This is a genomic window from Nocardia sp. TBRC8007, from assembly GCF_056629435.1.
On sequence record NZ_JBWSOR010000013.1, the window covers coordinates 64,568 to 90,071 of the forward strand.

The 25,504-nt window shown below is 62.2% G+C and carries 17 protein-coding genes and 1 tRNA gene; 7 read left to right on the forward strand and 11 right to left on the reverse strand.

Features of this window, described 5'->3' with window-relative positions:
- Positions 1-19 precede the first annotated feature (19 nt).
- The 5 genes from ACX4ZE_RS13215 to ACX4ZE_RS13235 all read right to left on the reverse strand — a co-directional run bounded on the left by ACX4ZE_RS13215 (position 20) and on the right by ACX4ZE_RS13235 (position 6,453).
- On the reverse strand, positions 20-1,486 hold the full coding sequence (locus tag ACX4ZE_RS13215) for a peptidoglycan D,D-transpeptidase FtsI family protein (RefSeq protein WP_480273693.1): 1,467 nt from the start codon (positions 1,484-1,486) through the stop codon (positions 20-22).
- Positions 1,483-2,967: an FtsW/RodA/SpoVE family cell cycle protein gene (locus ACX4ZE_RS13220; RefSeq protein ID WP_480273694.1), complete on the reverse strand. Its 1,485-nt coding sequence runs from the start codon at positions 2,965-2,967 to the stop codon at positions 1,483-1,485. The genes ACX4ZE_RS13215 and ACX4ZE_RS13220 overlap by 4 nt, the downstream gene beginning before the upstream one ends.
- Positions 2,967-4,436 (reverse strand): PP2C family protein-serine/threonine phosphatase, encoded by a 1,470-nt coding sequence (locus ACX4ZE_RS13225; protein ID WP_480273695.1) that lies wholly within the window; start codon positions 4,434-4,436, stop codon positions 2,967-2,969. Before ACX4ZE_RS13225 ends, ACX4ZE_RS13220 begins: the two co-directional genes overlap by 1 nt.
- Positions 4,433-4,900, reverse strand: a complete 468-nt coding sequence (locus ACX4ZE_RS13230; protein ID WP_480273696.1) for an FHA domain-containing protein FhaB/FipA — start codon at positions 4,898-4,900, stop codon at positions 4,433-4,435. Before ACX4ZE_RS13230 ends, ACX4ZE_RS13225 begins: the two co-directional genes overlap by 4 nt.
- Before the next feature lie 197 nt (positions 4,901-5,097).
- Positions 5,098-6,453 (reverse strand): DUF3662 and FHA domain-containing protein, encoded by a 1,356-nt coding sequence (locus tag ACX4ZE_RS13235; RefSeq protein ID WP_480273697.1) that lies wholly within the window; start codon positions 6,451-6,453, stop codon positions 5,098-5,100.
- 223 nt (positions 6,454-6,676) lie between these two features.
- Between ACX4ZE_RS13235 and ACX4ZE_RS13240 the strand changes: the two genes are divergently transcribed.
- Positions 6,677-6,762, forward strand: a tRNA-Leu gene (locus tag ACX4ZE_RS13240).
- A 205-nt stretch (positions 6,763-6,967) separates the two neighbouring features.
- Here ACX4ZE_RS13240 and ACX4ZE_RS13245 read toward each other — a convergent pair.
- From ACX4ZE_RS13245 to ACX4ZE_RS13255, 3 genes are all read right to left on the reverse strand, one after another.
- Positions 6,968-8,668, reverse strand: coding sequence for an MDR family MFS transporter (locus ACX4ZE_RS13245; protein WP_480273698.1), 1,701 nt, complete (start codon positions 8,666-8,668; stop codon positions 6,968-6,970).
- Entirely contained in the window at positions 8,665-9,168 is a 504-nt protein-coding gene (locus ACX4ZE_RS13250) for a MarR family winged helix-turn-helix transcriptional regulator (protein WP_480273699.1), read from the reverse strand. The genes ACX4ZE_RS13245 and ACX4ZE_RS13250 overlap by 4 nt, the downstream gene beginning before the upstream one ends.
- Before the next feature lie 314 nt (positions 9,169-9,482).
- On the reverse strand, positions 9,483-10,091 hold the full coding sequence (locus ACX4ZE_RS13255; protein WP_480273700.1) for a hypothetical protein: 609 nt from the start codon (positions 10,089-10,091) through the stop codon (positions 9,483-9,485).
- 236 nt (positions 10,092-10,327) lie between these two features.
- On the opposite strand from ACX4ZE_RS13255, the gene ACX4ZE_RS13260 reads away from it, so the two are divergent.
- Positions 10,328-11,095: an SDR family NAD(P)-dependent oxidoreductase gene (locus ACX4ZE_RS13260; RefSeq protein ID WP_480273701.1), complete on the forward strand. Its 768-nt coding sequence runs from the start codon at positions 10,328-10,330 to the stop codon at positions 11,093-11,095.
- Positions 11,096-11,152: 57 nt separating this feature from the next.
- Positions 11,153-12,553, forward strand: coding sequence for an NHL repeat-containing protein (locus tag ACX4ZE_RS13265; RefSeq protein WP_480273702.1), 1,401 nt, complete (start codon positions 11,153-11,155; stop codon positions 12,551-12,553).
- Positions 12,554-13,635: 1,082 nt separating this feature from the next.
- On the opposite strand, the gene ACX4ZE_RS13270 is transcribed toward ACX4ZE_RS13265, so the two are convergent.
- Positions 13,636-15,333: a DUF4407 domain-containing protein gene (locus tag ACX4ZE_RS13270; RefSeq protein WP_480273703.1), complete on the reverse strand. Its 1,698-nt coding sequence runs from the start codon at positions 15,331-15,333 to the stop codon at positions 13,636-13,638.
- Positions 15,334-15,631: 298 nt separating this feature from the next.
- On the opposite strand from ACX4ZE_RS13270, the gene ACX4ZE_RS13275 reads away from it, so the two are divergent.
- From ACX4ZE_RS13275 to ACX4ZE_RS13290, 4 genes are all read left to right on the forward strand, one after another.
- Positions 15,632-16,162, forward strand: a complete 531-nt coding sequence (locus tag ACX4ZE_RS13275; protein WP_480273704.1) for a chorismate mutase — start codon at positions 15,632-15,634, stop codon at positions 16,160-16,162.
- A gap of 725 nt (positions 16,163-16,887) precedes the next feature.
- Positions 16,888-21,540 carry a glutamate synthase large subunit gene (gene gltB, locus ACX4ZE_RS13280; RefSeq protein ID WP_480273705.1) on the forward strand — a complete coding sequence of 1,551 codons (4,653 nt, stop codon included), beginning with the start codon at positions 16,888-16,890 and terminating at the stop codon, positions 21,538-21,540.
- Positions 21,533-23,002, forward strand: coding sequence for a glutamate synthase subunit beta (locus ACX4ZE_RS13285; protein ID WP_480273706.1), 1,470 nt, complete (start codon positions 21,533-21,535; stop codon positions 23,000-23,002). The genes gltB and ACX4ZE_RS13285 overlap by 8 nt, the downstream gene beginning before the upstream one ends.
- Before the next feature lie 364 nt (positions 23,003-23,366).
- Complete coding sequence (locus ACX4ZE_RS13290) at positions 23,367-24,281, forward strand: cutinase family protein (protein WP_480273707.1); 915 nt, start codon at positions 23,367-23,369, stop codon at positions 24,279-24,281.
- Between the two features lie 72 nt (positions 24,282-24,353).
- Here the strand turns inward: ACX4ZE_RS13290 and ACX4ZE_RS13295 are convergent, their stop codons facing one another.
- Positions 24,354-24,689 carry a hypothetical protein gene (locus ACX4ZE_RS13295; protein WP_480273708.1) on the reverse strand — a complete coding sequence of 112 codons (336 nt, stop codon included), beginning with the start codon at positions 24,687-24,689 and terminating at the stop codon, positions 24,354-24,356.
- Positions 24,690-24,800: 111 nt separating this feature from the next.
- Complete coding sequence (locus ACX4ZE_RS13300) at positions 24,801-25,472, reverse strand: histidine phosphatase family protein (protein ID WP_480273709.1); 672 nt, start codon at positions 25,470-25,472, stop codon at positions 24,801-24,803.
- Positions 25,473-25,504 lie beyond the last annotated feature (32 nt).

Here is a 25,504-nt window from a genome sequence, read left to right on the forward strand (position 1 = left end):
ACTCGCACATCCATATCGTTCAGCCCCTTCGAAGACCAGCGTCCAAGACCGCGCGCGCTACTGGCGCGGCCACCGAGCCGCCGGTTGCGGCAAGCGCCCGGTCGCCACCGTCCTCCACGATCACCGCGATGGCGATCTTCGGGTTCTGCGCGGGAGCGAACGCGATGTACCACGCGTGTGGCGGCGTATTGCGCGGATCGGTACCGTGCTCCGCTGTGCCGGTCTTGGAGGCGATTTGATAGGGGGACCGACCGCCTCCAGCAGTGTTGTTCTCCGATGCAATCATCAAGTTGGTCAGGGTTGACGCTACCTTGGCACTGATTGCCTGGCCGACAGAGACCGGCTTGGTTTTGGAAAGCTCACTCAGGTCCGGGCCCTGTAGCTGGTCGATCAGATACGGTTTCATTCGGACACCGCCGTTGGCGACAGTTGCCGCGATGACCGCGTTGTCCAACGGGGTCAAGGCCACGTCGCGCTGCCCGATGCTGCTCTGAGCCAGGGCGGCGTCATCGGGGATCTTGCCGACGGTGCTTTTCTTCGCCTCCATCGGGATGTGCTGTTGCTCCCCGATGCCGAATGCGGCCGCCTTGTCCTTTAGATTCGCGGCGCCCACCTTGATGCCGAGTTCGGCGAACGCGGTATTACACGATCGTCGGAACGCGTCATAGAGCGAAGCGGTGGGATCAGGACCGCAGGTGGTGCCGTTGTAGTTCTCCAGTGTGGTTGTGGTGCCGGGCAGGGTGATATGCGGTGCGGCGGTGAACTGGTCTTCGGGGGTGGCGATGCCTTTGGACAGCGCGGCGGCCGTGACCACGACCTTGAATGTGGAGCCGGGTGGGTAGGTCGCTGAGATGGCGCGATCCAACATCGGTTGGTGCGGATCCGTGTTCAGCGTTTTCCACGCCTGGGTGACGCGTGCGCCGTCGTGCCCAGACAGCAGATTCGGGTCGTAGCTCGGTGTGGACACCATAGTGAGGATCTTGCCGGTGCTGGGTTCGATCGCCACTACTGAGCCGGTATATCCCTTGCTGGTCATCTGTTCGTAGGCGACCTGCTGCATGATGGGGTCGAGCGTGGTGAGCACATTGCCGCCACGTGGATCGCGGCCGGAGATCAGATCGATGAGGTGGCTTCCGAATAGCTGACTGTCCGAGCCGTTGAGCACCGCATCCTCGGCGCCCTCCAATCCGGTACTGCCGTACTGTATCGAGTAGAAACCCGTTACAGGCGCGTATGCCTCAGGATCGGTCGGGTAGGTGCGCAGATACTTGTAGCGGTCATCGGTCGCGACAGAGCTTGCCAGTACGGTGCCGCCTGCCGAGATCTGCCCGCGCTGCCGGGAGTACTCATCCAGCAACACTCGATTGTTCCGGGGGTCGTTGCGGTAGTCATCGGCCTTGAATACCTGGACATACGTGGTGTTCGCCAATAATGCGAGGATCATCACCATAACGGAGACCGCGACCCGGCGCAGTGGAGTGTTCATGTCGCGGAACTCGCTTCCGGTCGTGTCGCATCACGGCGCAGTAACTCGGTCTGCGCCTCGGCGATCGGCGCAGGTTCTCTTTTCCGAACCGGCGCGGGTGCGCGGGCGGCGTCGGAAATTTTGATCAGCACCGCGAGCAACGCGTAGTTGGCCAGCAACGAGGAGCCGCCATAGGAGATGAATGGTGTGGTCAGACCGGTGAGCGGAATCAATTTGGTAACGCCGCCGACGACGACGAACAGCTGGATCGCGAGAGTGAACGACAGGCCGGCCGCGAGCAGCTTACCGAAACTGTCGCGTACCGCGAGTGCCGTGCGCAAGCCACGGACGATGAATACCAAGAACAGAAGCAGGATCGCGGTGAGCCCGATCAGCCCGAGTTCCTCGCCGATCGTGGTGACGATGAAGTCGGTTTTGGCGAAGGGTACCTGGTTGGGTCTGCCGTTGCCCAAGCCTGTTCCCGCGAGGCCACCGGTGGCCAGGCCGAACAGCGACTGCCCGATCTGATAGCCGGTGTTGTAGTAGTCGGCGAATGGATGCAGCCAAGTCTCTACCCGGACTCGGACATGGCCGAACATCTGATAGGCGATGAAGAACCCCACCACGAGCAGTATCCCGCCGATGATCAGCCAGCCCACTCGTTCAGTGGCTATGTAGAGCATCACCAGCACAGTGCTGAAGATCAGCAGTGAGGTTCCTAGATCTTTCTCGAACACCAGTACGCCGAGACACACGACCCAGACCGCCAGGATCGGGCCGAGATCGCGGCCGCGGGGCAGCTCTGTGCCGAGCACGCGCCGACCAGCTGTGGTGAAAAGCTCGCGTTTGGCGACCAACACTGATGCGAAGAAGATGATCAGCAGGATCTTGGAGAATTCGCCGGGTTGGACGCTGAACCCGGGCAGCCGGATCCAGATCTTCGCGCCGTTGGTCTCGGAGAACTTGTTGGGCAAGATGGCTGGAATGGTCAATGCGACAAGGCCGATCAGACCGAGGGTGTAGCTGTAGCGGGCCAAGGTGCGGTAGTCGTGCAGGATGATCAGCAGAGCGATGAACCCGATCATGCCCAGCGAGGTCCACAAGATCTGTTGCGTAGCGTCCGGGGACGGAATCGCCCATGAATTGTAGGCGGCCTCCTCTTGATCGGCCAGATCGAGCCGATGGATCAGGACGAGCCCTAGCCCGTTGAGTACCGCGACGATCGGTAGCAACAGTGGGTCGGCGAATGGGGCGAACCGCCGTACAGCCAGGTGCGCGATCGCGAATAATGTCAGGTATGCCAGACCGTATTTGGCGATATCCCATGTGATCGACTGCTCCTGACTGGCTTCCACCAGAAAGAGCGCGACGGTGGTGATCACCGCTGCGGCGGCCAGCAGCAGCAGTTCGACATTTCGTCTTGTACTCGGTGGCGGCGCGGGAGCGAAGCCGCCCGGCGGACTGGGAAAGGCCCCAGCCGACGGCGGGGACTGTGCGGACATCAGTCCGTCACCCGGCAGTTCTCCCCGGGGATCTGGGGATTCTGCGAAGTGGTCGGTGGTGCGGGGGGCTCTGACGGTGTCGGCGCTGCGAGCTCGGAGCCATTGACCTCCCCCTGGTTCGGCACGGGAGCAGGGGCAGCGTCCGTGGGGACTGGTGTCGTCGGGCCGACTGGTGCTACCACTTCGGGTTGCGGTACTGATTTCTTGACCGAGCATGGTGGTAGCAGCTCTTGTTTGGCGAGATATGCCATCGAGTCCTTGGCTTTGTTCAGCGAACTCGGCGGCAATCCTTTGGCCACTTGTTCGCGACCGGTCTGTTTCAGATCGCCGACCTCCAGCGGCTTACACGAAGGTGGCAGTTTCGCGTCGGGCTCGGCCAGGGTGAGTTTGCCTTCGCGGGTCACGCAACCCACCAGGTTCACGTCATGAATCGAGTAGCCGAGGATCGATCCAGGCAGTCCGCGCAGAATTACCACTGAGCCATTGTCGGCTCCGACGTAATAATTACTGCGAATCATCTTGTATCCGACAAACAGTCCGATGCCAACCGCGATGATCAGTGCCACCAGGAGCGCGATCCACCGTAACCGATGTGATTTCTTGGCCGGCGGCTCGGGGGCCATGGCGACGCGGCGCGGCGTGGTGGATGGTGGACGAAGCGCGGATGCCCGGCCCGCCGCCGTATTCGGTGGCGGCGTGTCCTCGTCGACGCCGGATGCCGCACCGGCCACGATCGGATGGCTCTGGCCGTAGTCCAGATCGATGACGTCGGCCACGACAACGGTCACGTTGTCGGGGCCACCACTGCGCAGCGCGAGTTCGATGAGCCGATCGGCGCATTCGTCGGTGCTGCCTTCGCGCATCGTATTGGCGATGGTCTCGTCACTGACTACGTCCGAGAGACCGTCGGAGCACAGTAGGTAGCGGTCAGTGGCGCGTGCCTCACGCATGATCAACGTCGGCTCGATCTCATTGCCGGTGAGTGCGCGCATGATCAGTGAACGTTGTGGATGAGTGTGCGCCTGCTCTGGGGTGATCCTGCCCTCGTCGACCAAGGACTGGACGAAGGTGTCGTCCCTGGTGATCTGGGCCAGTTCGCCGCCACGCAGCAGGTAGGCGCGGGAGTCGCCGATGTGCACGAGGCCGAGTTTTTTGCCGGCGAACAGGATTGCGGTGAGTGTGGTACCCATGCCATCGAGCTGGGGCTCTTCCTCGACCTGATCGGCGATGGCGGCATTGCCCTCTCGGGTGGCCGCGTCGAGCTTGCCGAGCAGATCGTCGCCCGGTTCGTCGTCGTCGAGATGGGCCAGCGCGGCGATCATCAACTGGGAAGCGACTTCACCGGCGGCATGTCCGCCCATGCCGTCGGCGAGTGCGAGCAATCGCGCGCCCGCGTACACGGAGTCTTCGTTGTTGTCCCGGACGAGACCACGGTCGCTGCGCGCTGCGTAGCGGAGAACAAGTGTCACGATCGCAGCTCGATCACTGTTTTACCGATGCGGACAGGGGTGCCGAGCGGAACTCGGACGGCGGTGGTCACCTTCGCGCGATCGAGGTAGGTACCGTTCGTCGAGCCGAGGTCTTCCACGTACCAATCGTCACCTCGTGGGGACAGTCGTGCGTGTCTGGTCGAGGCGTAATCGTCGGCGAGGACCAGCGTGGAATCGTCCGCACGCCCGATCAGCACCGGTTGGGTACCGAGGGGGATGCGGGTACCTGCGAGTGAACCTTGAGTCACCACAAGAAATCTGGCGCCCTTCTGGCCCCGGCTGAAGGACGACAACACCGCGGACCCGCGTGCGGCCCTGGGCTGAATCCGTATGCCGGATGCCGCGTAGATGTCGCTGCGCAGGGTGCGCAGCACAGCCCACACGAACAGCCACAACAGCAGGAGGAACCCTGTACGGGTCAGCTGCAGGATAAGTCCCTGCACGGCACTCCACCTCCTGTTCAACCGTGTATGTCGCTGCCATGGGTGCGGTTCGACCGCTCCACCAGTCCGCTGGCCTCGCCGGCCCCGGCACCGCGCGTGTGTTGGCAGCATAATAGGGCCGTCGGCCGGCTTCGATCGCAGTACGACCGAACAAATCCTTCGAAAGCCATGGTGACCTGCACCGCGAGCTTACGGGATCAGACGATACGGATCAGGATCTCGGAGTGCCCAGCTCGGATGACATCGCCGTCGGCCAGCTGCCAATCCTGTACCGGGGAGCCATTGACGAGGGTGCCGTTGGTGGAGCCGAGATCGGACAACATCGCGGTCTGGCCATCCCAGCGCACCTCGATGTGCCTGCGTGAGACGCCGGTGTCGGGCAGGCGGAAGTGCGCGTCTTGACCGCGGCCGATGATGTTGCTGCCTTCTCGCAGTTGATAGGTCCGCCCGCTGCCGTCGTCCAGCTGGAGGGTCGCAGAGTAACCGGAACCGGTTTGCGGTGCGGCGCCGTAGCCTTGGCCACCGTAGCCCTGCGGGGTGCCGTAACTAGGTTGCTGTGAGTAGGCCTGGCCATAGCCGCCCTGATCATCTTGGCCGTAGCTGTTCTGGTCGGAGTAGTTCTGCTCACCATAGCCAGGATCGCTGTAGCCCTGGTCGCTATAGGCCGGATCGTTGTAACCAGGCTGACCGTACTCCTGCCTACCGTAGCCGGGATCGCCGTAGCCGGGCTGACTGTACCCTCGGTCGCCGTATCCTCGGTCGCTGTAGCCGGGTTGGCCGTATCCTCGGTCGCTGTAGCCGGGCTGGCCATACCCTCGGTCGCTGTAGCCGGGCTGGCCATACCCTCGATCGCTGTACTCGCCGGGCTGGCCGTACCCATGGCCGCTCTGCGAGTAGTCATAGCCATTCTGATAGTCACCGTAACCTTGCTGTGCATCCGGGGCCTGGTAGTCCGCACCGTATGCATCATGGCCGTAATCGTCTCGGTACGCGCCGTTTTGCGGACCGCCACGACCAGCGGGCGGTGGAGCGTACCCGCGGTTGCGTGGATCGGACTCCGCGGGCTCACGGCTCGGATCGTAGCCTGAGTTCTGCGTCATGGGGCCAGCTCCTGGTTGCGGGTTTGCGGGTCGTTGTGACGGCGATTCGGGGCCACGAGCCGAGTCGGCTCCATGGTCGACGTCGGGATCGACGCGGCCGCTCGCCCTGAATTGCCCGGTGTGCAGCGTAGGTGATGCTTCGAACGTTACGTGCACTTCGCCGTAGGTCTGCCAGCCTTGCTCTCGGATGTAGTCCTGTAGATGTTTGGCGAATGCGCGGGTGGTGAGGTCGTGGTCGGCGTCTAGCTGCCTGCGATCCGATGAGTTGATCGTGACCACATAACTGTTAGGTGCCAGCATGCGGCCTCCGCCGAGATCCTGGACTTGATCAGCGGCCTCGCGTTGTAACGCGGCTTCTACTTCTTGGGGCACGACATTGCCGCCGAACACTCTGGCGAACACGTCACCGATGGCGCCCTGTAGGCGACGCTCGAACCGTGAAACGATGCCCATCTCGGCCTCCTTCGGTGAGCGTTTCTTTACCTGATTCGTAACAACGACGCGCGCGTATGGCGTGTCGTTTATCGACCACGTTCATTGCATGATATCCACGATCGCCCACGCCTGTAACTCTTGGTGGTGGTCCAGAGTTCCCAGGTCATCCACCCCCGGTCAGGGCTTTGAAATGGTGATTTCATATTCGTCGCAAGAGCGTGATACTGTCTCCGAGTCGCTCGGGCGAGTGGCGGAATGGCAGACGCGCTGGCTTCAGGTGCCAGTGTCCTTCGGGACGTGGGGGTTCAAGTCCCCCTTCGCCCACCACGACGTAGGCCCGGCAAAATATTCGATCTTGCCGGGCCTACGTCTGTAATGTGCAGTGTGATACGCAGCATCCACGGGAGCTTCGGCACTCGATCGGCAAAGGCCACACACGCCTCTGCCCGAAACAGCTTGCGAGTGCCATGGTCTCGAGTGTCGACACTGTCTCGAGTATCGACACTCTCGTGCTTCGCTCGTGACCGCTGGGTCAGGTGCGGGGTTGTTCCGCTGGCTGTTCTGAGTGTTCCCGTCGGGTCGCGGAGTGTGCCTCGATGCCACCGGTGCTGCGTAATGGCACCTCTTTCCAGAACAACACCAATATCAGCGCCAGTATCGTCATGCCAGCCGCCGACAGGAATACCGTCGACAGCGATTCCGCGAAGCCGGTCTTGAACGGCTGTGCTAAGACGGGGTCCAGCCGCTGGATCACTGAGCTGTCGTTGAGCACACCGGCTGCCGCCGAAGTGTCGTGCGCGATCAAGCCCTTCGCCAGTGCCGCATCGGCTGGGTTGGATGAGTTCAGGCTCTCCAGGACTGCCTGCTGATAGTCCGGTCGGGTCGCCGCAGTGTGCAATTCGGTGCTGATATTCGGAGTCAGCTGGGCGAACAGGATGGATAGGAACACCGCCACACCCAGTGTGCCGCCGATCTGTCGGAAGAAAGCAGCGGCCGCGGTCGACACACCCATGTCTTTCGGTGGCATCGCGTTCTGTATCGCCAGGGTCAGCGGCTGTAAGAGGTTGCCCAAGCCAAGGCCGAGCACCACCATGAAAATCATGACCAGCCACAGTCGGCTGTCGGCATCGATGTAGTGCAGTAGGAACAGTCCTGTCGTCAGCAGGACGGCGCCCAGCAGCGGGAAAATTCGGTAGCGTCCAGTACGCGATATGGTCTGGCCCGCGATCACAGAGGCGGTCATCATACCGAGCACCATGGGCAGCATCTGTAGACCCGCGATGGTCGGGCTGGACCCACGCACCACTTGCAGGTACTGCGGCAGCAGGCTGATACCACCGAACATAGCCGCTCCGACCACGAAGGAGATCAGCACTCCTAGGGCGAAAGTGGTATTTCGGAACATCCGCGGCGGGATAAGCGCGGTGTCGCCCAGCTTGGCCTCGATCACGATGAAGGCCAGCACGCCTACCACGCCGATCGCGTAGCAGAGCACCGAGTAGGCACTGCCCCAGCCCCATCCTCGGCCTTGTTCGGCAACCACAAGCAGTGGCACCAGGCCGATCGCCAGCGCCAACACCCCCAACCAGTCGATACGCACGCCCGGTGCGGACTGCTTCGGCAGCCGCAATACCCGGGTCACCACGACCAGCGCGATCATGCCGAGTGGCACATTGACCAGGAACACCCAGCGCCAGCCAGTGACACCGAGCAGTGACGGCTGACCGGCGAACAGGCCGCCCAACACCGGGCCGATCACGCTGGAAGTCCCGAACACTGCCAGGAAGTAGCCCTGATAGCGCGCCCTTTCTCGTGGGCTGACTATATCGCCCATGATAGCCAGCGCCAGCGACAGCAGACCTCCTGCACCGAGGCCCTGCAGCGCCCGGAAGCCTGCCAGCTGATACATCGACCCGGCGAACGAACACAACAGCGAGCCGACTACGAAGATCGAGATAGCGGCCAGGTAGAACGGCCTGCGGCCGTACATGTCGGAAAGTTTGCCGTACAGCGGCGTGCTCAGCGTCGAGGTGGTCAGGTAGGCGGTAGTCACCCAGGCTTGCATCGAATAGCCGTGCAGATCGTCGGCGATGGTGCGGATCGCGGTCGAAACGATGGTCTGGTCCAGTGCGGCCAGCAGCATGCCCAGCATCAGGCCGCTCATGATCACCAGGATCTGGCGGTGGGTAAAGCCAGAGTCCGATCCAGCCTCGGCGGAAGTTGCGGCCGTCACGGATGCTTCTCCGTTGAAGGGCTGTCCGGTTTCGATGTGAACGCGGTGAGAATGCCGGGCCGGGCCGCCTCATAGTCGTCGGCGAATCGTCGTAGCTGAGCGGCGAACCTCTCGCGGTCTATGGTGTCCCATTCGACAAGAACACGCTCGAGCATTTCGTTTCGGCGGCGGCGCAGTTGATCGGTCAATCCCTGTCCCGCGTCGGTGACGACCAAGACACTGGCTCTGCCGTCGTCTGGATCTGCCTGCCGTTCGACCAAGCCCCGTTTCACCAGGCTCGCTACTTGGCGGCTGATCGTGGAAGCATCCGAGTACAGTGCCTCGGCCAGTTCTCCCGATCGCATCGGCCCGTCGCAGAGCAGCCGGAAGAGAATCCCGTACGCGGCAACCTCGATCTCGTTATGGGATATGGCGGCGATCTGCGCGTTGGTGCGCTCGCGAATGCGGTTCAGCCGGACCAATTGCTGGGCGATCAGGTCGATCACCGCGTCGCTGTCCATAGGTCCTTCATCTCTTGCCCGGAAAATTGTTTTTAGAGGCAATTATTTGTGTATGACAACTAGTTACCTTCGACAACTATATCGCTGTGACCGGCGGAATCCAAGTATGTCGAATACGGCTACCCAGTCGATGCCGCGACCTGCCGAGTCGTGATCCAGACAAGATCGAGCCGCGACAACCATCCGATCGTGGTTGCCGCGGGCCTCGGCTCTCGAGGTATCAGGCTCGCAAGGTATCAGGCTCGCAAGATATCAATGGACCATCGCAAGGCCGATAGTTCTGGTCGTGGCGAATCATCGACTTGTATCGATGTCTACTTCCGTCCTGGCGACAGCAGTGTCGGTTTGTGCAAGTCGAAGTAAGTGATCTCGCCCATGAGCCTGCTCTCCTCCTCGAGTAGTGGTCTCAGATCGTCGGGTACCTCGACCTTCTCGTGTGCACGTGCTTCGGCTTCGGAGGTGAAGTACACCGCCTCCACGAATCCGTCGCCCTGGGTCGCCAAGGTGCCGCTCAGGATCTCGGGGCGTAGCTCCTGGAGGCGATCGCCCGTTTGTATCAGCAATTCACGCATCCGGTCCACATCGGGGGTGTGGCCCTCCATAATCTGGACGAATCCGGCTTTGTGCCAGTCGCCATGCATCCACTCCGTCACCGCGGTGCAGTCCATGATCGTGAGCGGGCCTTCGAAGCATTTTTCGGTCGCTGCCCACCAGGCGGCTTGTTCTGGGCGCTTGCTGTTGAGGCGTTCCGAAGCTTCGGATTCGAATCGGGTCAGCGAGATGATCGTCCCGTCGTCGCACATCCCGCTTGTCGTTCCCAGGTAACCGAAAGCCCCGTGTTGCAGCTTCTGGTTCCATTGGATCATGCGCTGACGGAGCCGAGCGGGAGCGGTGACCTTGCCTTGAATAACTTGGATGAACATCGAACCCTCCTCATGTCGGGCGATACTCCGCAAAGTTCGCAGAGGCCGACGCGTCACGGTTCACCAACGGCATGGCACGAAATGGACCGCGATCGTGCTGCCGCACGATCAATCGTTCGCCGAGAAAATGCGGTACGCAAGTGCTCAGCCGTAAGAGTGATGTTAGGGTTGGCCGTTTCGGCAGCGAGTAGGCAAAGTGCCTTGACAGATAACGGGAACGTGTTCTAATTCTCGGCATGCGCAGATTTGACGGTCGCCGTGTGATGGTGACGGGAGCGGGTTCCGGCATCGGTCAGGGCATCGCCTTGCGACTACTCGATGAGGGGGCGCAGCTGGTCGCGGCCGATATCGATGTTGCCGGATTGACGGTTACCTCGGAGAAAGCGGGCGAGGAAGCCGAACGATTGCGAACGATCGAGGTCGATATCGCCGCCCTGGAATCGGTGCGCGCGCTGACCGAACAGGCGCTCGAGTTTCTCGGCGGCTTGGACGTGCTGGTGAACGCGGCGGGCATTCTGCGGCCTGCGCGGACTCATGAGATGCCGCTAGAGGTGTGGAATCAGGTGATCGCGGTGAATCTTACCGGCACCTTCTTGATGACCCAGGCCGCATTGCCCGCACTGCTGGACACCGGACGTGGGGTGGTGGTCAATATCTCTTCGACCGCGGCCGTCAGCGCGGCGCCCTACCTCGCGTCCTACGCGGCGTCCAAGGGCGGCGTGAACGCCTTTACCCACGCCATAGCGCTGGAGTACGCCAAACAGGGGTTGCGCGCGGTGAATATTGTTCCTGCGGGCATCACTAGCGGCATTACGACGAAGTCCATTCTGGATCAGCCCGAAGGGTTCGATCCACAGCTGTTCTCTCGGATGACCGGGTGGCTGAATCACGGGGCGCTGGGCACTCCGGAGGATATCGCCGGGGTGGTCGCCATGGTGGCCTCGGACGAAGGACGTTATATGACCGGCACCGAGATCCGGGTCGACGGCGGCACGCTGATGTAGTCGGCTTGGTGTCGCGACCGGAAAGAATGAAAGACGACCGCAGTGTACCGACCATTGATGATCCTCGCGGTCGGAGTGCTGGCGCTGCTGCCGGGAGTGCCCGCCTCGGCAACAGGACAATGGGGGCCGCTCGCGCCGCCCAATCCTTTTCTTGGGCCCGAAGGCACCGCGACCATGCACGGTGACGCGGGTTCTTCGGACGTCACCCCGCTCGCTGGACCAGGCACGCGCGCCATGGCGCTAGGCGCCTACCCGCTGGCCTCCGCATGCCCGACGTTGCTGGAAGGATCGGACGGCCTCGTGGTCGCGCTGTGTACCGCGATCGTAGGCCGGACGCCGACAGTGCATCTACTCGACCCTGCGGTTCCGGGACCATTGCTGACCTCATCGGCCGTATTGCCGTTGGCCAAGGGCAGTTTGCTCGGTGGGGTGTATGCCTACCTCGATGCCGACGATCGGCTGGTGGTCGTGGATGGGAACAACCACTTGCTCCGGGTGCGGCACGTACGTGACTCGGCGGGACAATGGCGGCTGATCAGCGAAGAATCCGCAGACCTCGGCACCATTATCCCCACTGGGGACAATGTGACCGGGCTCGTTCCGGATTGGTCGGGCAATATCTGGTTCGCGACCGGCCGGGGAACAGTAGGGTTTGTCGCACCGAACGGGCGAATCGCAGTGGTGACTTTGCCGACCGGAGAGCGGGTGGCGAACAGCATTTCTGCGGCTGCGAGCGGGCGGATCGCGGTGGCGACTACCCACGCGCTGTATGAGCTGCGTGCCGCCACGTCCGGTGTTCCCGAGATTTTGTGGCGCGCGGTCTACGACAGAGGGACCGCGCGTAAGCCGGGACAGCTCAGCTGGGGCACGGGCTCGACACCCACCTATTTCGGACCGGAGACCAGTGCCGACTATGTGACCATTGTCGATAACGCCGACGGGCGGGTACAGGTCCTGGTGTTCCGTTCCGGCACCGGGCGGTTGGTGTGTGCGGTACCAGTGCTCCCCGACGGTGCCGGGGGTAGCGAGAATTCGCCAGTCGCGATCGGCCGTTCGGTGTTTGTGGCGAGCACCTATGGCTATCCGTATCCAGCGCTACCCGATGGCGCGGGACCTGCGGTGCCGCCGAGTGCACCGTTCACCGGTGGGATGGCGCGGATAGATGTGGTCGGTACGGAATGCAGGCCGATGTGGCACAACAGCGTACGTAGCGCGGCTGTGCCACGTTTATCCACTGCTGATAACGCGCTCTACACCATCACTCGCGTCGGGCTCGATCACACCACGCCTTTCGACGGTTACGCGTTCACTGTCCTGGACCCGGATACCGGTGCGGTCACTGCGTCCGTGCCATTGTCAGGCACCATCATCGACGATCCGCTGCAGACCGTGCCGTTGATTACGCGTAACGGCCGGATCCTCCAGGGTACGGTCACCGGGATTCTGCGCGTTGGTTGAACGCAGGGCAAGCCGATCCTCTCGCATGAGCTAGGTCACGGAACCATCACAGGAGAGCTCACGGCGAGACCGTGCTGCCCGTTCCGCGAGGTTTCAGCCGCTGGATCGGTTCATTGAGGTGAAGATCACACTTCTGTGCTCGATTGCGGCCTGGGTGCCGAACGAGGCGAGATAGGGGGCTGAGTGGAAGCTATTCCTCGGCTGGTTAATCGAATTATGGCGAGGTGTTGACCCGTCTTTATTCAGTTGATCTGTGTGCCCATCATGTTTATTTGGTCAAAAACAAACTTATAGTCTCTTTTCCTGGGTCGACAGTCGGCAACCGTGCACTCCTGTGGACGAGCGTGCAGGTAGGAGCATATTGAGGCGAGTTGTAACGGGTGTCATCGATCCGCATGGCTATCGTCGCGTTCTGTACTCGATCGTATTCTCGGCGCGGATTCGAGGTTGCGATGAAGAGTTGTCGAACGGGCGTGATTCGTCCGGAAATCCGGCGCCAGGTTGGCTGGATATGTTAGCTGGCAAGGAATTGAAAGGGGGAGCAATCGGGGGTTGCTGGTGTGCTGCCTGGTTCGCTCGACCGCAGCGGGGAGGGTTGCGTATGGGTAACGATTGTGTAGAGTCTAAGGTAACGCTGACCGCAGCTAGAGTGGGACTCGCTGCGGTCAGCGCAACTCAAATGGGGGTATGGAGAACCATCTGTGACACGGCTTAGCTGCCTGCTGCCCAAGGAGTCGGCGTCTGCACTGTGCTGAATGTTAGCTGTCCTGTGATGCTGTGTTGGGCTCTGTGATGCTGTGTTGGGCGCCCAACTGCTAGGAACTCCCGCACCGCTGCTCCAGTGCCCTGCGGCGGCCTGTTCCGAAGACAGGCCTGTTCCGAAGACATAGGTCAGAACTCGGGAGCATGCGCATAGCGGTTTTCCGTAACGGCCTCGACCTGTCCGAGATTCCAGTTGACCGGGTGAGCACTGTATTGGAATTGCCTTGGGCGGCAAAGATTTTCTACGGTGTGCTGCCGGATTCCGTTGGTTGCGCTGCTGCACATGAGCTTTGGTTAGCGCGGGCTATGGCGGGGTGCGATCAGTGGCCAGGTGGGAGTTCACGGCGGTCGGCCTCTGGCAGTTCGGGGCGCCGGAGGTCCGGCAATTCGTCGCTGCGGGGCTGCGGGGGCAGAGCATAGCCAGCGGTGCTGGTCGGCGGGATCGCGGCGTAGCCCGAGGCCGGTGGGGTCGGATAGTTCGAATCGACAACGGTGGATGCGATGTGTCTGGCATGCGCGGTCTCGGGAGAGCCATGCTGGAGTCGATGCTCACCCTGTGCATTCGCCTGCTGCGGATGCGCCACGTGTCCGTCGACAGTGACCTTGCGGGTGCGCCGCAGGGTGAAGGTGATCTCCTCGACTTCTTCGAATGCCTGCCGTGCGGTGCGTAGCGGGTGCGTCGCGGTATCGATGGCGTTGGCGACGAACGATGGAACCAGTGGTCGGATGAAGCGCGCCGCGGTATCGGTGAACGGTATCGCGCCGATCAGCGGCAGCTCGAGGCCACCATCGCTCTGGGACGGTGTGGTCGCGGGTGCGGGTGCGTTTGTGGGTAGGTGTGGCGTTACCTCATGCGGCATGGCGCTGTCCTTTCGATCGTCGGCCGTGGCGGCAAGCTCGGGGCTGCGCTGCGGTTCGGTGATACCGATCTCGATACCTCCGATGGCCGCGATGATCCGGGTGCGCTGTCGCTCCCGGTCGATAGCCGTGTCCGCCGCTGCGGCGAGGCGCGCGGCGGTAAGTTGTTGTTCGGAGCGCAGGGCTTCGGTCTCGGTGCGCACTCGCGCCTGCTCGATCGCGATGGCTGCGTCGGCTTCGCGTTCGGCTCTGTCGCGTACAGTATGCGCTGCGTTGTGCCGATCGAATGAGGTCTCCCCACGCCACCAGCGCAGTGCCAGCGGCAGCAAGGCCAGCATAACGAAGGCCACGATTATCAGGCCACGTTGCGGCAATGCCGCGCGCGAGGTGTAGTCGTTCATCGCCTGCCAGCGCGTGCCGAGTCCGCGGTCGGCGTTGTCGAAGGCGGCGGTCCTCGCCGCGGTGAGGGCGTTCTGGTCGTCGATGATCTGGAGGTCGGCCGCAGCTACTCGTTTTCGCGCCATGGCGAGCTGCCTGCGCGCGTCATCGAGCATGTCGTTGGCTGTCCGTTCTTCTGGGCCACGGCCGGGCACACCGGTGATCTTCGTCTGCGGGCACTCAGGTGTCGGGTTGTACTCGCAGCGCGCGACCACCAGCGCGCGGTCGCTAGCAGTCTGTGCCTCGGTGATCGTCTGCTCTAGCGCGGTTCGGTCGTTCTTCGCTCGGTCCAGCTCGCTCTGCGCCGCGACGACGCGTGGAGCCGAGTCGACCGACCGTTGCGCCTGTTCGTCCAGCATGCGATCAATCGACCCACTGAAGAGCACGATCGCGGCGAGCTCGGCGAGTAATACACCGGTCAGCACGGCTACCGCGATGCGAGCGATCAGTCCGAGCCGATCCAGTTCTCCACTCAGCTGTGCTGTAGCCAGTGCGCGTGCGAGCGCGCCGATCAGTACCATGACCACAAGCCCCGTGGCCAGCGCGGCCCAGAGCGGCCAGGTACCGGCCGAGGCAATGGCGAGCGCGGCGACCACGCCGGAGATTGTCGTGAACAGCAGCACGGCTGCGCCGGTGAGGACGTAACCGGCACGCTCATGACGATTGGTGACAGCACTGGCCCGGCCCCCGCCGAGCCAGGTGAACAAGCCGGTGACGGTCATCGGAAGGCACATCCTCTATGTCCCAGGTGCTTTTCGCGGGCGCGACTGAACTGTCACAGCTTCGTTATGACAGCGTGACAGGCGGCCGGGGGACCCTGCGAGCAGAGGCGCCCGGATGTGTCCAGATTCACAAGGCATTCTATGTTGTGCGGAGTCTATGTTGTGCGGAGTGTCGTGGTGAACAGCGCATAAACTGGCGCGGTGATTCGTTTCCACGCAAGACATGCCGATGGGAGCGATACCGGAATGTTCTTGTCTGCACGGTGCCTTGGCATCGGTCCTCTTGGCAGTGCTGGTCATGCGGTCGGTTGATTCGGACGCCGCCCCGGCTAGCGGCTCGCTGGACTCGCTGATCTCGCTGCTGGCCGAGCGTCTGGATACTGCCGACGCGGTGGCGGCGGTGAAGTGGACGACCGGCGATCGCGGCATCGAGCCCGCCATCGCCGACCTCGCCCGTGAGGACGAGGTCTACGACATGGTCACGCGTCTCGGTAGTGGCGATGATCTGCCGGAGATCTGGGTGCGTCAGGTCTTCTTCGGTCAAATCGAGGCGAACAAGACGGTGCAGCGTGGACTGATGCTGCGGTGGCGCCTCGATCGCGCCGAGGCGCCGGTCGATTCTGTTGATCTCGCATCCGTCCGTTCGACCATCGACAGGATGAATATCCAGATTCTCGGTCAGCTTCGCGCAGGCTGGGACGAGCTGACCGCACCGGATTGTGTGGAGCAGTTGGCGCGCAGTGTCTTCAGTATGTTCGCTACTGGCTGGGGCGATGCCCTACATAGGGTCGCGCTGGTACGTGCGGCGATTGCTCTCTGCCCGGCCTAGCTGGGTCGCCTAGGGGGCCGGTATCGCGGGAGTGTGTTCAGTGCCACTTCCATATTGTTTGCTAAATTTTTGCCACATGTCATAACGGGAAAAGAATCCGGACGGTCGGATCACATCTCTGGCATGTCACGACGCGTTAGTAGAAATCTCATCAGCTCTATTGTCGGGTTAACCACAATCGTCTGGTTTGCCGGACTCGGAGTAGGGGAAACCCTCCTCGATGCAGGTGAGAGCGGGTTCTGATCTTTGTGTGGAGGTTTCGGGCCAGCTTCTCGGGCCGGTTTCGGCAGCTGGCACCGAGTGCCATAGGGATCGATCCTGAGGTACTGGCTGCTTTACACTAGTCAGCGCGCACACGTGGAGGACCGCATGAAGAAGCCCAGCTAGACATGGTTATTAGTGCAACCTAAGTTGGTTGGGGCCTGGACCTGACTTATCGTTTGCTCTTGCGCCGAACACAGAATGTTCGGCGACATCGCCCGCTCGGGCAGCCCTAGCCGGTGCTCAGCGGAGCGGGCGGGCACCTGCCCGGAGGTGAGGATCGTGTTAGTGATTCGTTACCGAAGGGCGCCCACTACGTCACAGAAGCGGGTGGAAAAACTGCAGACCTGACTGCACGCCGAAGACCATCAACGCAGCTGGCTTCGGAACGTACGGGCGCAGTCTTGTACGGAGGCGTTCGAAAGGCAGTTTCTTCGAAGGCCGACTTTTTTGAAGGCAGAGGCATGACGCAACTTCCTGGCCACAGGTCACCTGGACCCATCGGGCTCTACGACCCGGCGAACGAGCACGACGCTTGCGGCGTCGCATTCGTCGTCGACATGCACGGCCGCCGCAGCCGCGACATCGTCGACAAGGCCATTACGGCTTTGTTGAATCTGGAGCACCGCGGTGCCGCGGGCGCCGAGCCCAACAGTGGAGATGGTGCGGGGATCCTGATTCAGATTCCTGACCGCTTCTTCCGCGCCATCGTGGATTTCGAGTTGCCACCGGAGGGCTCCTATGCCTCCGGTATCGCCTTCCTGCCGCAGGCTCGCCGGGAAGCCGCACGCGCTGCTTACGGCGTGGAGAAGATCGTCAAGGAAGAGGGCCTGGAGGTCCTCGGCTGGCGCGAGGTACCGATCGACGAGTCGTCGCTCGGTGCGTTGTCGCGTGATGCCATGCCGAGTTTCCGGCAGATCTTCATCGCCTCGCCGAGGAACGCCGCCGAGTCGTTGTCGGACATGGATCTGGAGCGTCGCGCCTACGTGGTGCGCAAGCGGGTCGAGCACGAGCTCGGTTCGGCCGGTGCGGGCAGGGGTGCGGTCGGCAGGGAGTCGGTTTACTTTCCGAGTCTGTCCGGGCAGACCTTCGTCTATAAGGGCATGTTCACCACACCGCAGCTGCGGGCGTTCTACCTGGACCTGCAGGACTCCAGGATGGAGAGCGCACTGGGCATCGTGCATTCCCGGTTCTCCACCAATACCTTCCCCTCGTGGCCGCTGGCGCACCCGTTCCGCCGGGTGGCGCACAACGGTGAGATCAACACCGTCACCGGCAACGAGAACTGGATGCGCGCCCGTGAGGCGCTGCTGCGCAGTGATATCTTCGGCATCGACTCCGCGGGCAAGAACCGACTGGACAAGATCTTCCCCGTCTGCACCCCTGGGGCGAGCGATACGGCTCGGTTCGACGAGGTGCTCGAGTTGTTGCATCTCGGCGGTCGCAGTTTGCCGCACGCCGTGCTGATGATGATTCCTGAAGCGTGGGAGCGCAACGAGAACATGGACCCGCAGAGGCGGGCCTTCTACGAATACCACTCGATGCTGATGGAGCCGTGGGACGGCCCTGCGTCGGTGTGCTTCACCGATGGCACTGTCGTCGGTGCCGTGCTCGACCGGAACGGCCTGCGCCCCAGCCGTATTTGGGTGACCGACGACGGCTTGGTCGTGATGGCTTCCGAGGTCGGTGTGCTGGACATCGACCCATCCACGGTGGTCCAGAAGACACGCCTGCAGCCAGGTCGGATGTTCCTGGTCGACACCGTCCAGGGCCGCATCGTCGGTGACGAGGAGATCAAATCTCAGCTCGCTGCCGAATATCCGTACCAGCAATGGCTGGACCAGGGCGTCTCCCGTCTCATCGACTTACCCGATCGTCCGCATGTGCACATGTCGCACGATCGCGTGCTGATCCGTCAGCAGATCTTCGGATACACCACCGAGGAACTCAACCTGCTGATCTCGCCGATGGCCAAGACCGGCGGCGAAGCGCTCGGCTCGATGGGCACCGACACTCCTATCGCGGTGTTGTCCGCCCGTCCGCGCCTGCTGTTCGACTACTTCTCACAGCTGTTCGCGCAGGTCACCAACCCGCCGCTGGATGCGATACGGGAAGAGGTGGTCACCAGCCTCAAACGTAATATCGGTCCAGAGGCTGATCTGTTACATCCGGGACCGGAGTCTTGTAAGCAGATCGCGCTGGAGCAGCCGATCCTGGACAACGACGAGCTGGCCAAGCTCGTGCACATCAACGACGACGGTTCGCATCCCGAGCTGCGCTCGGTGGTGGTGCGCGGCCTGTACTCGGTGAGGAAGGGCGGAAGAGGCCTACGCAAGGCGCTGGAGGCGATCAACACCCAGGTGTCGGCCGCCATCGACGGCGGAGCGCGGATCATCGTGCTGTCCGACCGGGAGTCCAACGAGAAACTGGCGCCGATCCCGTCGTTGTTGCTGACTTCTTCGGTGCACCATCATCTGGTCCGCGAACGCACTCGTACCATGGTCGGTCTTGTCGTGGAGGCCGGTGACGCTCGCGAGGTGCATCATATGGCCACCCTGGTCGGTTTCGGTGCTGCCGCGATCAACCCGTACATGGCCTTCGAGACCATCGAGGACATGCTCGAGCGCGGCGCTCTGGCGATACCGGGCAGTACCGGCGATCCAGCCACCGACTACCGCAAGGCGGTCGCGAACTACAACAAAGCCGCGGGCAAGGGTGTGCTGAAAGTGATGTCCAAGATGGGCATCTCCACCTTGGCCTCCTATAACGGGGCCCACCTTTTCCAGGTGATCGGTCTGTCGCAGGATTTGGTGGACGAGTACTTCACCGGTCTGCGCTCGCACCTGGACGGCATCGGTTTGGACGAGATCGCCGACGAGGTCGCCGCTCGGCACCGCGTCGCCTTCCTGGAGAACCGCAACGAGCGCGCGCATCGTGAACTCGAGGTCGGTGGTGAGTACCAGTGGCGGCGCGAGGGCGAGTACCACCTGTTCAATCCGGACACCGTCTTCAAGTTGCAGCACGCTACCCGCTCCGGTCAGTACTCGATTTTCAAGGAGTACACCAAGCTGGTCGATGACCAATCCGAACGGCTCGCGGCGCTGCGAGGTCTGTTCAAGTTCAAGGACAAGGCGCGCACCCCGATTTCGATCGAGGAGGTCGAGCCTGCCACGGAGATCGTGAAACGGTTCTCGACCGGCGCGATGAGCTACGGTTCTATCTCGGCCGAAGCACATGAGACCTTGGCGATCGCGATGAACCGCCTCGGTGGCCGGTCGAATTCGGGTGAAGGCGGCGAGTCCCCGGCACGTTTCGAGCCGGAGGAGAACGGCGACTGGCGCCGTAGCGCGATCAAACAGGTGGCTTCGGGGCGGTTCGGCGTGACTGCGCACTACCTGACCAACTGCACCGATATCCAGATCAAAATGGCCCAAGGAGCCAAGCCGGGTGAGGGTGGCCAACTTCCGGCGCACAAGGTGTACCCGTGGGTCGCGGAAGTGCGACATTCCACGCCTGGTGTCGGTTTGATCTCGCCGCCGCCGCACCACGACATCTACTCGATCGAGGATCTGGCGCAGCTGATCCATGATCTGAAGAACGCGAACCCGCAGGCGAGAATCCACGTGAAGCTGGTCGCCGAACCGGGCGTCGGCACCGTCGCGGCAGGAGTTTCCAAGGCACACGCCGACGTCGTGCTGATCTCTGGTCACGACGGCGGTACTGGCGCTTCGCCACTGACCTCACTCAAGCATGCGGGCGGTCCCTGGGAGCTCGGTTTGGCCGAGACCCAGCAGACGTTGTTGCTCAACGGATTGCGCGATCGCATCGTGGTGCAGGTCGATGGACAGATGAAAACCGGCCGGGACGTGATGATCGCCGCGCTGCTCGGTGCCGAGGAGTACGGCTTCGCCACCGCGCCACTGGTGGTTTCGGGCTGCGTCATGATGCGTGTCTGCCACCTCGACACCTGTCCGGTCGGTATCGCGACGCAGAATCCGGTATTGCGTGAACGTTTCACCGGTAAGCCGGAATTCGTCGAGAACTTCTTCCTGTACATCGCGGAAGAGGTCAGGGAATTGTTGGCGCAGCTGGGTTTCCGCACGTTGGACGAGGCCATCGGCCGGGTCGACTTGCTGGACACCTCGCGCGCCAAACAACATTGGAAGGCAAGCAAGCTGGATCTGTCGCCTATCCTGGACGACGTCGAGACGGCGTTCATGTATCAAGACCGCCGCTGTACCAAGGTGCAGGACCACGGCTTGGACAAGGCGCTGGATCAGCAGCTGATCGCGCAGAGCCGCGATGCGCTGGAGCGGGGTCAGGCGGTGAAATTCGAAACCAAGATCACGAATGTGAATCGCACCGTCGGCACTATGCTCGGTCACGAGGTAACCAAGCTCTACGGCGGCGCGGGCTTGCCCGACGACACTATCGACATCACCTTCACCGGGTCGGCGGGCAACAGTTTCGGCGCTTTCGTGCCTGCGGGCATCACGCTGCGGGTGCAGGGTGACGCGAATGATTACGTTGGCAAGGGCCTTTCCGGTGGTCGTCTCGTGGTGTGTCCGTCGTTGAACGCGCCCGACGAATTCGTCGCGGAACGCAACATCATCGCGGGCAATGTGATCCTGTTCGGCGCCACCAGTGGGCAGGTGTTCCTCAGCGGGGTTGTCGGTGAGCGGTTCGCAGTACGTAACTCTGGTGCCACTGCGGTGGTGGAGGGTGTGGGTGACCACGGCTGCGAGTACATGACGGGTGGTCGTGTGGTCATCCTCGGGGAGACCGGCCGTAACTTCGGCGCGGGCATGTCCGGCGGTATGGCGTTCGTCTTCGACCCGAGCGGCACCTTCGCCGCGAGGCTCAATCCTGAGCAGGTGAATGCGCTGGAGCCGCTCTCCGGCGACGATTTCACCTGGCTGCACGACATCATCAACCAGCATCGTGATCAGACGGGTTCCCCTGTCGCCGATCGCATTCTGAGCGATTGGTCGCAGCAGGTGAACCATTTCGTCAAGGTCATGCCGCGCGAATACAAGAAGGTTCTGCTCGCTATCTCCGAGGCTGAGAAGAGCGGCAAGGATGTAGACGAAGCGATTATGGAGGCCGCTCGTGGCTGACCCCCAAGGTTTTCTGAAGCACACCGCACGGGAACTGCCCAAGCGGCGTCCGGTACCGCTGCGTCTGATGGACTGGAAAGAAGTCTACGAGGAGAAATTCTCCCACCAGACGCTGCGGTCTCAGGCCAGTCGGTGCATGGACTGTGGTATCCCGTTCTGTCACAACGGTTGTCCACTCGGGAATCTGATTCCCGAGTGGAACGACCTGGTTTACAAGGACCGGTGGCGGGAAAGTATCGACCGACTGCACGCGACCAACAACTTCCCGGAGTTCACCGGGCGATTGTGTCCCGCACCGTGTGAGGCGTCCTGTGTGCTCGGCATCAATCAGGATCCGGTCACGATCAAGCAGGTCGAGGTCGAGATCATCGAAAACGCCTTCGACGAGGGTTGGGTGACCCCGGTCTACCCGACCCGCATCACCGGCAAGAAGGTCGCTATCGTCGGCTCCGGCCCGGCCGGTCTGGCAGCGGCCCAGCAGCTGACCCGGGCCGGGCACACTGTGACCGTGTTCGAGCGGGCTGACCGGATCGGTGGTCTGCTGCGTTACGGCATCCCGGAATTCAAGATGGAGAAGCGCTTCATCGACCGCAGACTCGCGCAGATGGAAGCCGAGGGCACCATCTTCAAGACTGGGGTGAATGTGGGCGTCGATATCACTGCCGAGCAGTTGCGTGAGCAATTCGACGCGATCGTGCTCGCCGGTGGCGCCACGCAGGCGCGTGATCTGCCGATCCCTGGTCGTGACCTGGACGGTATCCATCAGGCAATGGAGTTCTTGCCCTGGGCTAACAGGGTGCAGCTCGGCGACGATGTCGCCGACGCCGATGGTTTGCCGCCCGTCCATGCCAAGGATAAGAAGGTGGTCATCATCGGCGGCGGAGACACCGGCGCCGACTGCCTCGGCACGTCGCACCGGCAGGGTGCGGCCAGTGTGCACCAGTTCGAAATCATGCCTCGTCCACCACAGGAGCGGGCCGCATCGACACCGTGGCCGACCTATCCGCTGATGTACCGGGTTTCCTCGGCCCACGAGGAGGGGGGTGAGCGGGTGTTCTCGGTGAATACTGAGCGTTTTGTCGGCAAGGACGGCAAGGTGACCGGTTTGGAGGCGCATGAGGTCACGATGGTCAATGGCCGTTTCGAGAAGGTCGAAGGCACCGACTTCACCCTCGAAGCCGACCTCGTGCTGTTGGCCATGGGCTTTGTCGGTCCCGAGAAGCCTGGCTTGCTCACCGAGCTCGGTGTCGGCTACGACCAGCGCGGTAATGTGCAGCGCGATAAGCATTGGGCAACCAATGTTCCCGGCGTCTTCGTCGCAGGTGATATGGGTCGCGGGCAATCGCTCATCGTCTGGGCCATCGCCGAGGGACGTGCCGCCGCAGCAGGCGTAGATCAGTATCTGGAGGGAGAGACCGCCCTCCCAGCTCCCGTCACCCCCGTCATGGTGGCTCAGCGCTAGTTCGCCTTATCCCACCGAAGCAGGAAGCGCGGGCGCCTACGGACGAACTCGTTCCTTAGGCGCCTGTCGCGTACTCGACCGCGTCTTCGGTCCGCACCGTTCCTGCACCTGCTCGGCCATCGCATGGATGAATCACTGCGGGATAAGTCATTGCTGGAATCCGATATAGCGCAAGTTCTTATGGCATCGTGTCGATTGTGGTCCTATCCTGATTTCCGGCGTGCTGCTGATCGTGGATGCGGTGGGAAGTCGGCTTATCGGCTGGGCGATATGCGTTCACCCGGCGTGTACTGGAGCGACATCCGGTACATCCAGTATTGACGCGGCGTTCAGTGGGAAGTTCGACGGATAAGGGTGCGGCAGGATGCAGTGGAAGAAAGTCGTCGCGGCTGTGGGTGCGGCCGCGACAGTGATGTCCGGTGTGGCGACCTCTGGTTCGGTTTTCGGTAGCGGAGTGGCGCACGCGGCCCCCGGATGCCCGAGCCTGTATGTGGTGGCGATCCCGGGCACCTGGGAGACCGGGCATGACAAGACGCCGCGGCCGGGGATGCTGTCAGGTGTCACTCGAGGATTACCGTCTTCCGCGAAGGTTGATTACGTGACCTATGCCGCGACTGCCTTCCCTTGGGAGGGGGAGGTCTACGGTCGATCGAAGAAAGAAGCTGTTGACAACGCACGCGGCCTGATCGCGAGCATGGCGCGGCGGTGTGGTGCGACTAAGATCGCGCTTGTCGGCTACAGCCAGGGCGCGGATGCTGCCGGAGACCTCGCCGCCGAGATCGGTACTGGTTTCGGCGTCGTGCCGCCCGAACGTATCGCCGGTGTCGGCTTGATCTCCGATCCCCGTCGTTCGGCCAGCGATACCCAGGTCGGCCCGATCGCGCCTGGTGCGGGTGCCGGCGGCCCCCGGATCGGTGGCTTCGGTCGGATCAGTGATCGCACGCGCACCATTTGCGCGGTCAACGATCTGTACTGCGCGACCGCGAGTAACGATTACATCACGCGCTTCGCCGGATTCCTTGCCCAGGCATCGGCCGCGAATCCGTCTAATATGTGGCGCTATCAGATCGAGGCGGAGAACATTGTCAGGGACTTGATGGCTCACGGTGGTATCCCTACGCTGCAGGCCCAGCTGACCGATTCGGCGAACCGGCGGCGAGTCAAGGAGATCGAGAACTTCTACATGTCACAGGCGCACACGCGCTACGGCAGCTACTCGGTGGGCGGTGGCTACACCGCTATCTCCTGGATGCACCATTGGATCGCGGGAATGGCCTGAGTCATCGCCGAATCCAGAAGGCCACCTCCGAACAGGAGGTGGCCTTCGATTTTCTTGCACGGTAGATTTGAACTAGCCCGACCCGGTCGGCGGCAAGAGCGGCGACATTCCAGGGGTGTCGAGTCGGTATCGGGCTTCGTCGGGTCGGAATGCGGCCGCGTCGGGCCTGTCGAGGCAGCGGCGGCGGTCGGGCCTGTCGAGGCAGCGGCGGTATCCGTGGTCTCCTGGGGCAGGGACTGATCGCTCGAAGTCGACGGTGGTTACCGCCTGATTCGAGTCGGTCATGTCGGAAGAAGTTTCGGCCGAGGCAGTCGAGGCGAAAGCTGTCAGCGGGAAGACGATCAGCACGCTCGCCGCAGCTACCTGAGCGAGCCGCCGCAGTGGCATAGTCATTGTGGAGAGCGACATGGAAATCCTTTCTCGGAACACAAGCAACCGATGTGTGAGGCTTACTGGTGCTATCCAAGTTCCTGTCGCTGGGACAAGGCTGCGATCATCCTGGCAGTCGACTGTGAATGGTCAGGTTCGTGCTGCGATATTACGCGGCAAAAGATCCCACACATGTCCGTTCTCATTTACGGTGGCGACCGTGCGGCGACCTTTGCGGGAGAACAGGATTCGGGTGATGGAGCAGTAGTCGACGGGAAAGGTCAACGGTCGCTCCAGCCCGAGAATCTCCTGCAACAGCACGTTGATCACCCCACCGTGTGCAAACGCGATGACAGTGTCGGTCGGCTCGGCGGCTGCGACGATACCGGACACGGCGGTGCGTACCCTGTATGTGAAGGCATTCTCATCGATCTGCACGGGGAAATGACCGGACTTGATTCGCTCGGCGATGTCTCGCAATTCTGCGATATTCCGTAATTTTGTAATTTCCTGTAATCCTGGGATGTCCCGAAACTCTGCTTTGGCGTCCTCGATAGGAATGTAGGCGGGCAGGTCGCGATCGTATTCGGCGAGTTCGTCGACGATCTCGACATCGAGCCCCAATTGTACGGCGGTCGGTGCCGCCGTTTCTCGCGCCCTGCGCTGTGGGCTGCTCACTACACGGGCAATCCGGTGTTGTGCGAGCGCGGCGGGCACTCGTTCGGCCTGCACTATTCCCACAGGGGCCAGTCGTGGATCGGCTGGCCCGGCTGGATTCAGTTCCAGGATCGGCTGAGCGTGGCGAACGAGGATCAACTGCACCCACCCAACTCTGCCCGATCTCTGGCAACCGG

Excerpts from the sequence above, each read along its gene's own strand:
- ACX4ZE_RS13250 (WP_480273699.1), bottom strand. The coding sequence starts at position 9,168 with ATGGACAGCGACGCGGTGATCGACCTGATCGCCCAGCAATTGGTCCGG.
- ACX4ZE_RS13220 (WP_480273694.1), bottom strand. The coding sequence starts at position 2,967 with ATGTCCGCACAGTCCCCGCCGTCGGCTGGGGCCTTTCCCAGTCCGCCG.
- ACX4ZE_RS13275 (WP_480273704.1), top strand. The coding sequence starts at position 15,632 with ATGCGGTCGGTTGATTCGGACGCCGCCCCGGCTAGCGGCTCGCTGGAC.
- ACX4ZE_RS13215 (WP_480273693.1), bottom strand. The coding sequence starts at position 1,486 with ATGAACACTCCACTGCGCCGGGTCGCGGTCTCCGTTATGGTGATGATC.
- ACX4ZE_RS13255 (WP_480273700.1), bottom strand. The coding sequence starts at position 10,091 with ATGTTCATCCAAGTTATTCAAGGCAAGGTCACCGCTCCCGCTCGGCTC.
- ACX4ZE_RS13265 (WP_480273702.1), top strand. The coding sequence starts at position 11,153 with ATGATCCTCGCGGTCGGAGTGCTGGCGCTGCTGCCGGGAGTGCCCGCC.
- ACX4ZE_RS13290 (WP_480273707.1), top strand. The coding sequence starts at position 23,367 with ATGCAGTGGAAGAAAGTCGTCGCGGCTGTGGGTGCGGCCGCGACAGTG.
- ACX4ZE_RS13295 (WP_480273708.1), bottom strand. The coding sequence starts at position 24,689 with ATGTCGCTCTCCACAATGACTATGCCACTGCGGCGGCTCGCTCAGGTA.
- gltB (WP_480273705.1), top strand. The coding sequence starts at position 16,888 with ATGACGCAACTTCCTGGCCACAGGTCACCTGGACCCATCGGGCTCTAC.
- ACX4ZE_RS13260 (WP_480273701.1), top strand. The coding sequence starts at position 10,328 with ATGCGCAGATTTGACGGTCGCCGTGTGATGGTGACGGGAGCGGGTTCC.
- ACX4ZE_RS13235 (WP_480273697.1), bottom strand. The coding sequence starts at position 6,453 with ATGGGCATCGTTTCACGGTTCGAGCGTCGCCTACAGGGCGCCATCGGT.
- ACX4ZE_RS13270 (WP_480273703.1), bottom strand. The coding sequence starts at position 15,333 with ATGACCGTCACCGGCTTGTTCACCTGGCTCGGCGGGGGCCGGGCCAGT.